16 protein-coding genes are annotated in these 12,121 nt (G+C 33.5%); 8 read left to right on the forward strand and 8 right to left on the reverse strand.

Annotation, left to right across the window (positions count from 1 at the left end):
- Nucleotides 1-31 precede the first annotated feature (31 nt).
- Entirely contained in the window at nt 32-454 is a 423-nt protein-coding gene (locus GFS03_RS06430) for a glycine cleavage system protein H (RefSeq protein WP_153423042.1), read from the forward strand.
- Entirely contained in the window at nt 444-770 is a 327-nt protein-coding gene (locus GFS03_RS06435; protein ID WP_153423043.1) for a hypothetical protein, read from the forward strand. The genes GFS03_RS06430 and GFS03_RS06435 overlap by 11 nt, the downstream gene beginning before the upstream one ends.
- Here GFS03_RS06435 and GFS03_RS06440 read toward each other — a convergent pair.
- Together GFS03_RS06440 and GFS03_RS06445 are read right to left on the reverse strand one after the other, a co-directional pair.
- Nucleotides 751-1,887, reverse strand: a complete 1,137-nt coding sequence (locus tag GFS03_RS06440) for an MFS transporter (RefSeq protein ID WP_153423044.1) — start codon at nt 1,885-1,887, stop codon at nt 751-753. The genes GFS03_RS06435 and GFS03_RS06440 overlap by 20 nt on opposite strands.
- A gap of 3 nt (nt 1,888-1,890) precedes the next feature.
- Nucleotides 1,891-2,211, reverse strand: coding sequence for a hypothetical protein (locus GFS03_RS06445; protein ID WP_153423045.1), 321 nt, complete (start codon nt 2,209-2,211; stop codon nt 1,891-1,893).
- 200 nt (nt 2,212-2,411) lie between these two features.
- Here GFS03_RS06445 and GFS03_RS06450 point away from each other — a divergent pair, with 200 nt between their 5' ends.
- Both GFS03_RS06450 and GFS03_RS06455 read left to right on the forward strand, forming a co-directional pair.
- The gene (locus tag GFS03_RS06450) at nt 2,412-2,795 is read left to right on the forward strand and encodes a helix-turn-helix domain-containing protein (protein ID WP_153423046.1); all 384 of its coding nucleotides are present in this window, start codon (nt 2,412-2,414) and stop codon (nt 2,793-2,795) included.
- 24 nt (nt 2,796-2,819) lie between these two features.
- A complete protein-coding gene (locus GFS03_RS06455) occupies nt 2,820-3,005 on the forward strand; it encodes a TRASH domain-containing protein (RefSeq protein WP_153423047.1) in 186 nt (61 codons plus the stop codon).
- On the opposite strand, the gene GFS03_RS06460 is transcribed toward GFS03_RS06455, so the two are convergent.
- Complete coding sequence (locus tag GFS03_RS06460; RefSeq protein WP_153423048.1) at nt 2,993-3,313, reverse strand: hypothetical protein; 321 nt, start codon at nt 3,311-3,313, stop codon at nt 2,993-2,995. The two genes, GFS03_RS06455 and GFS03_RS06460, sit on opposite strands and share 13 nt — an antisense overlap.
- Before the next feature lie 53 nt (nt 3,314-3,366).
- Between GFS03_RS06460 and GFS03_RS06465 the strand changes: the two genes are divergently transcribed.
- Nucleotides 3,367-3,663 carry a hypothetical protein gene (locus tag GFS03_RS06465; RefSeq protein ID WP_153423049.1) on the forward strand — a complete coding sequence of 99 codons (297 nt, stop codon included), beginning with the start codon at nt 3,367-3,369 and terminating at the stop codon, nt 3,661-3,663.
- A 1-nt stretch (nt 3,664) separates the two neighbouring features.
- Here the strand turns inward: GFS03_RS06465 and GFS03_RS06470 are convergent, their stop codons facing one another.
- Nucleotides 3,665-4,129, reverse strand: a complete 465-nt coding sequence (locus tag GFS03_RS06470; protein ID WP_153423050.1) for a DUF2258 domain-containing protein — start codon at nt 4,127-4,129, stop codon at nt 3,665-3,667.
- Between the two features lie 34 nt (nt 4,130-4,163).
- Nucleotides 4,164-4,916, reverse strand: coding sequence for a hypothetical protein (locus GFS03_RS06475; protein WP_153423051.1), 753 nt, complete (start codon nt 4,914-4,916; stop codon nt 4,164-4,166).
- 65 nt (nt 4,917-4,981) lie between these two features.
- On the opposite strand from GFS03_RS06475, the gene acnA reads away from it, so the two are divergent.
- The 3 genes from acnA to GFS03_RS06490 all read left to right on the forward strand — a co-directional run bounded on the left by acnA (nt 4,982) and on the right by GFS03_RS06490 (nt 9,517).
- Nucleotides 4,982-7,549, forward strand: a complete 2,568-nt coding sequence (gene acnA / locus GFS03_RS06480; protein ID WP_153423052.1) for an aconitate hydratase AcnA — start codon at nt 4,982-4,984, stop codon at nt 7,547-7,549.
- A complete protein-coding gene (locus tag GFS03_RS06485) occupies nt 7,533-8,807 on the forward strand; it encodes a DUF402 domain-containing protein (RefSeq protein ID WP_153423053.1) in 1,275 nt (424 codons plus the stop codon). Before acnA ends, GFS03_RS06485 begins: the two co-directional genes overlap by 17 nt.
- A 158-nt stretch (nt 8,808-8,965) precedes the next feature.
- Nucleotides 8,966-9,517, forward strand: a complete 552-nt coding sequence (locus GFS03_RS06490; RefSeq protein ID WP_153423054.1) for a hypothetical protein — start codon at nt 8,966-8,968, stop codon at nt 9,515-9,517.
- Here the strand turns inward: GFS03_RS06490 and GFS03_RS06495 are convergent.
- Genes GFS03_RS06495 through GFS03_RS06505 form a run of 3 tightly spaced genes read right to left on the reverse strand, consistent with a single transcriptional unit; the run spans nt 9,507 to nt 12,095 of the window.
- Entirely contained in the window at nt 9,507-10,649 is a 1,143-nt protein-coding gene (locus GFS03_RS06495) for a vWA domain-containing protein (RefSeq protein WP_153423055.1), read from the reverse strand. The two genes, GFS03_RS06490 and GFS03_RS06495, sit on opposite strands and share 11 nt — an antisense overlap.
- Before the next feature lie 10 nt (nt 10,650-10,659).
- A complete protein-coding gene (locus tag GFS03_RS06500) occupies nt 10,660-11,469 on the reverse strand; it encodes a metallophosphoesterase (protein ID WP_153423056.1) in 810 nt (269 codons plus the stop codon).
- Nucleotides 11,466-12,095: an FHA domain-containing protein gene (locus GFS03_RS06505; RefSeq protein WP_153423057.1), complete on the reverse strand. Its 630-nt coding sequence runs from the start codon at nt 12,093-12,095 to the stop codon at nt 11,466-11,468. Before GFS03_RS06505 ends, GFS03_RS06500 begins: the two co-directional genes overlap by 4 nt.
- Between the last annotated feature and the right edge of the window lie 26 nt (nt 12,096-12,121).

Here is a 12,121-nt window from a genome sequence, read left to right on the forward strand (position 1 = left end):
GTTTATAAGCTTAAAAATATGCTAAATATTTATGAAAATCTTAGGCTTTACCTTTCCTGACGATTTACTTTACGAACCGGAAAAACATGTGTGGATAAGAATAGAGGATAATAATGTAATTAGCATAGGTGTTACTGATCTAGGACAATATATGGCTGGAAAAATATTTCAGGTTACGGTAAAACAGAAGGGCGAAAAAGTAAACGGAAGAAGTATTCTATTCTCTATTGAGAGCGCAAAGTGGATAGGTAAATTTAGGTTGCCAATAGAGGGTGAAGTTTTTGACGTAAATGAAAATGTAGTAAAAAATCCTTCACTAATCAATGAAAGACCTTATGATAGTTGGATAATTAAGATAAGGATAGTGGATGTAGATGTTGTAAAAAGAACTTTCAAACCAATTCAAGAAGTATACAAACAGTTTGAGGAGGAGGCAAAAAGAGTTGTTAGATGATAAAGAAATAGTACTAACCGCGTTAGAAAAAGTGGATAAGTTTCACGTTTACCTTGCTGGGATAGATGGTAGCGAGATACTTTTGGTCACTACCTTAAATGTTCCTAATGAACTTGAGATTGAGGGAATGAAGTTCAAGATAATTAAATATGACCCAGAAGATTATTTGAATCAAGTAGTTGAAAAAGAATATGAAATTTTTCGAAAATTTAAGATATACTATTTTGTGAAAGTGTATATGAGAAAAATACTTGATATGCTTTCATCTGCTGAAGTTGAACGAATGAGTATTGATCTTAAAGATAATCTCTCATAAATTTAAGTTTATAGTAAAAAATTAAAGAAAGAAAAGAGATTACACCAACAAAAGTCCATAAATATGTATATGTAAATAAGTTTATGAGAAGAGGAGCTATTATGGAGCCAACTATACCGCTAGATTGCCAGAAGAAGTTAGCAAATCCGGTCACGCTACCGCTTCTCTCTTTCCCTCCAATCACAGCTACCGCTGTAGAGCTTGTTGGTGTTATAATAAACCTGAAGAAACCTAAGGCTAATGCATCAGTACCAATAATTATCACGTTTCTTGAAAATGAAAAAAGAAGTAACGAGATAGTGTAGAGACTTATGAACAATAAAAATGTTCTTTTAACGCCTAATGACTTTATTATATATCCAGCTACAATAGTAGAGAAAATTCCGGTTAATGCAGTGAACGAGTATATAACACCAGCCACATACTCATTTCTAAATACACCCAGTAAATATTTATAAAGATATAGAACAAGTACCCAATATGTTAAATAGAATAAAAAACCTCCAATAGATATATATATGGAGTTCCTATCTCTAACTACACCCTTAAATTTAATTATATTTTTAGATAACTTTAAGGAAGGAAGATAGACTAGAGCTGAAATACCTAAAATTACAGAAAGTGCACTTATAAAATAAAATGAGAACTCCCAACCAAATGTTAAGGCTAAAAAGGGTATTATAATACCGGAAGCTACTATAGATAAGGGCCAAGCTATACTGTAAATGCTCATAGCAGTAGGTAAGTCTTCGCCATCAAATGAGATGCTGAGTAGTTTTACTGTAATAGGATATATCCAACCAGCAGAAAATCCCATTAAAAAGCTCATAATATACTCTACCATAATGAGAGGAACTGTCGCTGAGATAAAAGACGTGATTCCTACGCCCAATAAAGAGAGGAAAAGCAAGCGATTTACAGAAATACTGTCTGCTAACATTCCAGAAGGAATTTGGACTAGGATATAACCTACGAAGAAAAGTGCAAATATTATGCTATCTTCAGTAGTAGTTGTTTTCAATGCGGAAAGGGGTGCCACAATACTCCAGGTTACTCTGGAAAAATAGGAGAGGAAAAATGATGATGCTGAGAGAAAAATTACTCTCTTACCTTTCACAGCTTAAAAACATACTGGTAAGTTAAATAACCTTCGTGACTTACTACAAATTAGACAGAACATCATTGGGTCTATTTTCTCCTTATTTATCATTTTGGTAGTTAAAGCATTGATCATCTCACTAATTTCTCTATTTTCTCTAATTTTCTGAATTTTATCCATACTATCTTTCTTATGCCTCTCATATGCTGTTATTGACATGTTAACATATTTACAAGCATCACGTAATGATAAACCCTTACTTAATAAACTCATTATTAACGTAACCTTTAGAGCAGGTACAACGTTAATATATCCATCCTCACAAAATGTTGAGTAATGCATATATACTATCTCTTCGTAGAAACATTTAACAGCATTTATTGTTAGCCTTTATAATTGACCTTTAACAGCGTTTATCGTAATAAAACAATCTCTTAGAAGATAACTGAAATACACTTACATACATTTGTATACAAATGTATATTTGAATATACACGACTTTTTTAAGTAAGTAAGCTAAATAGATATATGGTGAAAAAGAAATGGCTGAAAAGGTTAGGTTCCCCGATGGAAGGGAAGTAGATATACACGACTTCATAGCCTTCATGTACGGTCTATCTAAAAGTGATGTAGAGGTACTGCACATATTACTACAAAATGGAAAGATGACTACTGACGATCTATCCCAAAAATTAAACGTAACTAAGGCCTCTATTAGTAAAGCATTAAATAACTTACTTGATAAGGGTTTAATACAGAGAGAAAAAGCTCCAGCTGAAAAAGAGGAAAGAAAGGGAAGACCAAACTACATCTATTGGGTAGAAAAAGATAAGTTATATAGAAAATTAGAAGCCGATCTAGAAAAACTTGCAGGGACAGTTAAAGAAGCTTTACAGAAGCACACTGCGTTAGAAATAGTTATTTAAACTTTTTCAACTAATCTATTTTATATGGCTGAATTCAAGTCTATAAGGCAAATTTTATCCATTCCTAACTTTGGTACTTGTAGTCAGTGTGGAAAAGAGGTAGATTACGCTGAATTTATTTTAGTACACAAAAATAGGGCTTATCTATTTTGTTCTAAATCATGCTTTAGAAAATGGTTAAGGGAGACTAGAGTCCACTATGGAGATTGAGAAGTAGTCCCTTGCTCTTGTTTCTTCTCTTCTTGCTTCTTCTCTTCCTTTTTGGCTTCCTCCTTCTTTGGCTTCTTAATTCTCTCTATATTAATTTCGAAGAAATACTTTACTTGCTCACCTTCACATTGTTTAGTCATTAAAGTTTCAGACTTACTTAATGGTGTGCACTTTACTCCATCTTCTCCTACTAGCTCATCCATAAACCTTCTTGCATTAGCTAATTTTCTAAATTTCCTCTCTATGATTATAGGCTCTTTTCCAGCTCTTTCAATCTTAACCTTCAAATTGTACTTTACAACTTTCATATTTCTTGCTAATCCATACAAAGTTATAAGTTTGATTACAAAATATAGTTAGCATGTTGCCCGCATTAACTACAAGCGGAATAATTTCAATCGTTATAGCATTTTTGTTAGGGTTACTAATAGGTTTTCTCGTGAAAAAGATCATCCAAATAGGTCTCATATTACTTGCTATCGTTATAATACTTATTGCAGTTGGTTACATAACGCCTCAAGACGTGATAAACTTCTTACATACATTATCAGCAAATCTGCCTTATGTAGTTTCAAGTGCTGAAAACTTGAAATCGATAATACCATATACCTCAATAACATTCATTATAGGATTCATAATAGGAATAATAAAAGGATAATTTACCTTAAAATTGATAATATATCTTGTAATTTTTTCTTTAATTCTGAAATTTCTTCTTTTAATTTTTCATTCTCGCTAATGACATTTTTATACCTCTCTGCACATTGTTCTTCAGTAACATATCTTATTATTCGCAAATTACTGAAAATTAATTTTTTGTTTTGATAGTCATATTCGGCATCTACTGATATCCTAATAACATCCAATTTACCTAGCTTCATCTCCTCCACAATTTTGGAATATAGTTGTTTATTTAGCTCACTCACATCTCTAATAATAACTTCCTTAGGAGCTATCTTACTAAAGGCTACTAATGCGACTCTCCTTAACTTATCAGCGTATCTAGCAGCAATTATGAGCCCAGTACTTAGTTCAAATTTATTTTGACCTAATGCAGAGACTCTAGTTGTAGTTTGTTCATATTCTTCTGCTCTTTCCATATCACGGTTAATCTCTTCGCTCATCAATTACTATAATATCATTTTACAGTAAAAAATTTTATGGTATCTTGGTTTCTTTACCTAAATTATCCTTTATTATAACTGTACCATTTTCATTATACGTAACTTGCACGGGATTCTTAACTAATTCCAACACTTTAGATGGTTTGGCACAATTAATTTTAAATTCACTACAAGTAACCTCGACAATCTTGTCTAAACTCCAAAGCGATAATGGTGCCTTCATGCGTCTAATAAGGACTATATCTGAAAACTCATTACACACTGAAAGATTTAATTCTCTACATCTATTCTTCAATTCATCGTTTTTTAATGGAATATTTTTTAGATTAATACATGATTTCCACTGTATAATACTTCTCAGAGCCTTAAAGGAGTTAGAGATAGTGGAAATTTCATCTTTTCTAAAAAAACTTGTAACTGCTGATGACATGAAGGAAAAAATTGATCTTCTAATCCTTTCACAAGTAAAATTATTCAAATTGAATTTAAGGTTCTTAGGAAATTGCCCACAGATTACATTAGAGTCATAAAGTAGATAGTAACAAATTGGATCACCTTTCTCACATATATCTATGAGTGTCTTTTCAGAAAGTGCAATTGGTGAGTAGCCTAAACTCGCAAGTTCAAGTATCAAATATTTATCCTCAGTTATAGCAAAAATATTTATATCTGAGATACCTTCTACGAAGTCTTCTTGCCTTGTGTAAGATCCGAAATATGCCAGTAGTTTAACTTTTTTGCAGATCTCTAAAATCTCACTCACATACAATACTACATTCCGTTGCAAATATCTTTATCACCGAGAGTCGTTTTATAAACTAATTTTTTTGCTCTGAGTAAGTATGTTTATATATGCCAAGTAAATTTTCATATAAGGGTTCAGAAATATATTATTATCCACTAAAAGAATTGGAAGAAAAAGGTTACAAAATAAGTGATCTACCCTATTCGATAAGAATACTTGTTGAAAACGTCTACAGAAATTTAGATGGAAATAAGATCACAGAAGAAGACTTAGAGAATATAGCAAAATGGAAAGTAGGAGAAGAATTAGCTTTTATGCCAACTAGGGTTGTTATGCAAGACTACACTGGAGTTCCCCTATTAGTTGATTTAGCAGCAATGAGAGAGAAGATGATTCAATTGAAAAAAGATCCTAAGATCATAAACCCAGTAGTCCCAGCTGACCTAGTTATAGATCACTCGGTACAAGTGGACTATTATGGCACGGTTTACTCACTAGAGTTTAATATGAAAAAAGAATTTGAAAGAAATTTGGAAAGATATCAATTTTTAAAGTGGGCTCAAGGAGCATTTAGGAACTTAAGAATTGTGCCTCCTGGAAAAGGGATTATCCATCAAGTAAATCTAGAATATCTAAGTACCGTAGTAACAAAAGCTGAAGTAAAGGGTTTGTTAACTGCATTTCCAGAGGTAATTATTGGAACAGATTCTCACACTACTATGATTGAAGGTCTTGGAATCCTAGGATGGGGAGTCGGTGGATTAGAAGCAGAGGCTGTACTCTTAGGAGAGCCATACTACCTTAATGTACCAGAGGTAATAGGTGTAAGGTTAACTGGTGAGATACAAGAAGGAGTAACTCCTACTGATGTAGTTCTTTACATTACGGAGTTATTAAGGAAGAAGAACGTGGTAAGTAAATTCGTTGAATTCTTCGGACCATCTTTATCATTACTTTCTGTACCAGATAGAGCAACTATAGCTAACATGGCACCAGAGTATGGTGCAACAGCAGCTTACTTCCCGATAGATGATGTAACAATAAGCTATCTTGAACTCACGAATAGAGATGGAGAATTTGTTAAAAGATATGCTCAACTACAAGATCTATTCTATGATGATTCTAGGAAAATAAGATATACAGATGTAGTAGAAGTGGATTTAAGTAAGATAGAGCCTGCAATAGCGGGACCTAGAAATCCTGATGAAAGAATAAGTCTGAGAGAAGTTAAAGGAAAACTAAGTAAAGAGAAAAAGAAAAAGGGCAAATATGTTGAGGATAACGCTGTAGTTTTAGCTGCAATTACTAGTTGTACAAACACTTCTAATCCAACTGTAATGTTAGGTGCTGGTATCTTAGCCAAAAAGGCTGTTGAAATGGGATTAAGAGTACCTCCTTACGTTAAAACCAGCACTGCACCTGGATCACCAATAGTAGCTGAGTACTTAAAGGAAACGGGATTATTACCATATTTAGAGGCTCTAGGTTTTCACTTAGTTGGTTTCGGATGTACAACGTGTATAGGTAATGCAGGGCCCTTACCAAAGCATGTAGAGGAGGACATTAAGGAGAATGGTATTGAAACATATGCAGTAATTAGCGGAAATAGGAATTTCGAAGGTAGAATAAACCCACTATTAAAGGGCACTTTTCTAGCCTCTCCTATATTAGTAGTTGCTTATGCATTAGCGGGAAGAATTGATATAGATTTTTACAATGAGCCAATGGGATACGATCCCAATGGAAAACCAGTATATTTAAAGGATATCTGGCCTTCCTTAAAAGAGATAAAAGCCTATATGAACATGGCCTTAAGACCAGAATTATACAAGAAGAATTCCAATATCTTTGAAGGAAACGAATTATGGAACACATTAAAAACTCCACAAGGAGATGTGTATAGTTGGGATGAGAAATCAACATACATAAGATTACCACCATGGTACACTGAAGAAAAACAGGAGGAGTTAGATGATATAGTTAACGCTAGAATACTATTATTGCTAGGAGATAAGATAACTACTGACCACATTTCACCAGCTGGTCCAATTACCCCTGACTCACCTGCAGGATTATACTTAAAAGAATTTAATGTAAACGATCTAAATACGTATGGTGCCAGAAGAGGGAACCATGAGATAATGTTAAGAGGGGGATTTTTCAATCCTAAGCTGAAGAATCTATTAGTGGAAAAAGAAGGAGGATATACTGTCCACTTCCCAGATAGGAAGATTGCTAGTGTATACGAAGTGGCAATGCAGTATAAGAAGGAAGGAGTTCCTCTAGTAATAGTAGCGGGTAAACAGTATGGAAGTGGAAGTTCAAGAGATTGGGCAGCAAAAGTAACCAAATTGTTAGGAGTCAAGGCTGTCTTAGCAGAGAGCTTTGAGAGGATACATAGAAGTAACTTAGTAGCTATGGGTGTAATACCTATACAAATTCAAGACTGGAGAAGTCTAGGAATAAAGGGAGATGAAACTGTTAACATAAAGGGTATTAAGGATCTTAAACCTAAAAAGGAGTTAGTTATAGAGTTTGTAAAATCTAATGGAGAGAAAATAACTACTAAGGGAATTGCAAGAATAGATAATAATGTTGAATTAACGTATGTCAAGAAAGGAGGAATATTAAATTATGTGCTAGAGAAATTCTTAGAAAATGAAAGGAAGAGTTAGAATAAGGGGAATTTACGCTACAGCCTTAACGTCAATTTTTTCTTCTCTTTCGTACGAAATTGTACAACAATCTATTGAGATAGCTGAGCGATTTATGCAGGAAATAAACAACTCACCTGCCGACATTACCATAAAGGATTTTGAGGACGATAGAGGCAAGATCACTGTAATGGGGAATGGAATTATTGAGGAGGATCTACATAGTATCTTCAAATACTCATTTCACTGGAGAAGTCCTATCAAACTATACTCTATCATAGAAACGGAAGAAAGTTGCACTTACTTGAACTTTAAAGTAGAACCTTGTTTAAAAGAAGGAATCGTTACAAAACCTCCTTATGATGGAAAAATAATATTAAGTGAGACTAAGGCTGTGAGTAAGTATGCAATGGTGTGGAGAGGGAAGGGAATAACTACTTTTTCTGAACATATTAGAGATGAGGAAGAAAGACTGAGGCTATTATCATTGAGTTCACCTCTTAATAGAAAGGGATATAACGTAAAGTGGAGAAGTAATGCAAAATATGCAACGTTAAATGAATTAAAAGAAGACTTGGAAAGATTAGTAATGAAATATGAAAATAGAGAATTTAAGGATCAAGGAGAGGATTTCCATTTAATAACTCTTTCATTACCAGATAAACTACAGTTGGACGAAGTCAGAAAGAGTGTAGTTGATACGGTTAAGTATCACCATATGTTAAAGCTAAGCTATAATAGGGAAATTGACTCTCTAGAAAAGAATAAGGAAGGTAGTCCGGGAAAACTATTGGAAGCACTAATTTCTGATTTCATGAAAATTGAACACATTAAGGCTGATGGAAAAGTAATCTATTTGAGAGGTGGGAAGGTAATTGAAAAGGAAGTTAATGATAACGGATATAGGATCGTTCTTAGGCGAGAGTTTACCAGTAATGGAATTCTGGACGGTATAGGCAAACGTATAGAGGATGGTGATTATGATATTGTGGAGTATAATTCTAATAAATGGTATCAAATTCATAAATATTATAGCGGAATAGATAACTCATTAAAGGGAGTCTATATTAATATATCGACACCACCAGAATTACTTAGAGGGAAAATAAGGTATTTAGATCTGGAAATTGATATCGCAATTAAGGATTCCGAAACATTAGTATTAGATGAGGATGAACTAACTAAAAAAAGCATTTACATGCCATCTTCATTGGTAAATAGAACTAAGGAAGTCGCTAATTATCTACTAAATCAAATTAGACAAAATGGGCTGATTTGATAAAATAATAGCAAAAATGTTCTATAAATTAAATCCCATACTTTGTTAAAAACTATTCAATTTCCTAGGAAAATATATAATGATAAACTAGGTTTTTGTTTATTTCTATCAACGTTAAATAAGAAATAATTAAATATTACTGAGGGTAAGATATACATATGAAATTAAATGGAATTGACATTTCATCTATAATTGTAGCTGAAACTAGTTACATAATAACTAGGTACGAGTTCGTGGATTTCCTGGCAGAGGAATATCCAGCTTACGTATCATATGATTTAAATAATAACGTTCTGCGAAAGCTTATAATATTTGATCCTCCAAAAATTGGTTTTAACTTCTACCCTAATTACAAATATACTGTAAAGGTAGTTAAAAGTGCTGATACCTTGTACTCACTTAAAGGTAGTGATAAAGTGCTGATAGCAATAAAAGCGTACAAAAAGGGAATAGGAGAGATTAGTGGATTAATGGCAAAGCTGTATTTTCTTGGGTCAAGGAATGAGAGACTCTACCGAATGCTAATTTTAAATGACGTGCCAATCATAGCGTCAAATAAAAAGGAATTAATGAACAAATTAATAGATTATTTAAGAGAAAATTATAATATTACAGTCTCTGATATACCTACAATAGTGGATGGGATAAAATACAGAGAAAGAAATGATATAAAGGTTTTGGACGTGGATTACTCTGCTATCATTCCCTAAGCTTTCTAGTGACCTCACTAGTAACTTCTTTCGATAGCCTCCTAGTCTGTTCAATAGTACCTATCCTTTTAGTGGTCTCTAGTCCCTCTGACAACCTTCTAGTAGTCTCCATGAAGTCTATCCTCCTAGTCTGCTGAGCTATTTCATTTAGCTGATTAAGAGTTTTGGTAGCTTCAATTAATTGTTCAGCCTGAACTTGTTTTGCATATTTCTCCAACAATTCATAGTACCTATATTCATTTATCAGATCATTGTTTATGCCTGATACAAACATGTTTTGGTCTTGTGCTTTCTTAACTTGAACAACTTGCAAAAGTGATTCTGACTTATTAGTTACTGGATCTTCATAATTAACTTTTACAGTTAAGAAGCTACCCTCATAATTGGCTGGTAAAATGGTTTCTCCAAAGATTTTAATAACGTTCTCTATCCCATTTACTTTTACGGGCAATGTAGCATAATTCAAAAGTTTTACGCTACCTTCAGCAGTTATATCAACTGTAACATTCTTTGCCGCTATTTGCGTCACAGCCTTTTGAGGTAGTTTTTGCGGTATTTCAGTAGCATCAGAAATATGATACATTACTCCACCTGTCTTATCGCTAATATTTTGTAATAGTTGCTCATTATAGTCATCACCTATTCCAAATGAATAAACTTGAATTTTTTCGTAATAGGGTAACTTCAAATAATTCCCAATATTAGTTTCATCTGTAGGATTTCCATCAGTTAGTAGCAATAGATAAGTTGGCATTTGATATTTCTTAGCTAAGCTATTTACAGTTAAGATCGCTGTATATAGTGCTGTTTGGCCTCCTGCAGTTATCTGTAATATCTCATTCGTCAAGTCCAAAGGATCGACAAACTCCTTAATTATATTCACATTTGATGAAAAAGTTATGAAGGAGACCTTATTACCCTTAGGTATCTTTTTGAATAACTCTATAGCACCTTGTTTAGCTAGCTCTATTTTATAACCTGACATAGATCCACTAGTGTCAAGAGCTATTATATAATGGAAACCTGTTGCAGAGCCCAATTTTTCTGGAACTAATAATACCTTAAAAATATACCTAACATCCCCACTAAATGAATACTTATGACTTGTATCTACTCTTAATGAAAGGGTCACATCTCATCACCTAAACATAGACGTATTCAAATTCACCATCTTTTTTTAAAATTAAAATTCCAGCTCTCATATGATGATACCTACTAGAAAAAACTGTAATGATCTTGCCACCCATATCAATCCTAAAACCATCAGCAACCTCATGTCCTCTTATTATACCTTTCAACAAATTATTTTCCAAAAAGTTATCAACAACGCGTTTTCCGAAGAAATATATCCCTTCTCCCCGAATACTAGGTAAGAAATCTAAATCATCAATTCCTTCTCTTGGATCATTCCACAATAATTGAAATGCTATCGGATTATCTGGGTTTACATCTGGTCTGGGTAATTTCTCAATCTCTTCGACCTTTTCCATCCCTATTGGTAAACCCCCATGAACACAAAAATAACCATTAACTACTACAGCATAAGGCATATAGGAGAAAAGCTCTACAAACATGCTGTAACTATCTTCACCCAACTTTTCCTTTACCTCCTTTTTAAATCCATAATACTCATTAGTTATAGGACTTTCATGATTTCCTCGCAAAACAATATATTTGTTCGGATTTTCTATCATTTGTCGTAAAATCAGAAGTAAGTTACCTAACTGCTCTTCTCCCCTATCAACATAATCCCCTAAAAACACTACTAAATCTGCATTATTAGCGAAATCGGAAAAAACCTTAGTAGTAACATCAATAGCCCCATGAGTATCTCCAACGAAAACTACATTACCGTTAATCTCAATATTTCCAACAAATGGAGACCCATACCTGGATTTATACATTTCAATAGCACTACTCACAATGCTCCTAATTTCCTCTAAACTAATCATTCTCCCACAATTCTTACTACAGTATTATTACCTAGTTTTATAATCGAATTAGGCTGAATCTTAATCTTCCCCTTAACTGGTTGAAATATCTTACCGTCGTAAATATAAGTACCATTAGTACTATTCAAATCCTCTAAATATAACTCATTGTTCTCAAAACTAATAATTGCGTGCTTTCTAGATACTTCCGGATCTGGAATCACTATTACATTTTCTGGACTTCTGCCTACCGATATAGAAGGAAATATGTCAAAATCTAAAGGTAATTTAGTTTTATTAAATGCAGGATTAGGAGTATTAATGAAAAGAATATAATACTTACTAACAGTAGTTGTAGCTGACTGAGGCTGTTCAGCTTTTACAGCCTCAGCTGGTTGTTCAACTACCCCTTGCTGAGATACTTTTTGCTCAACTACTGGCTGTTGCTCTGATGTTGCAGATTGTTGGACTAGTTGTTGCTCAACTACTGGCTGTTGTTCCACAGGCTGTTGATCACTTGTTTGTTGTTCAACGGGAGGTGCTGGAGTTTGTTCTACTTGTTGCTCTGGTTTTTTAGTGCCACACTTGATGCAAAATAAAGAGTCGTCCGCATTTTCATAACCACAAACTGGACATTTCCATGTCATGTTTGTATAAAAGGCGTCATAGTACT

The organism is Sulfolobus sp. E5-1-F, assembly GCF_009601705.1.
Taxonomy (GTDB): domain Archaea; phylum Thermoproteota; class Thermoprotei_A; order Sulfolobales; family Sulfolobaceae; genus Saccharolobus.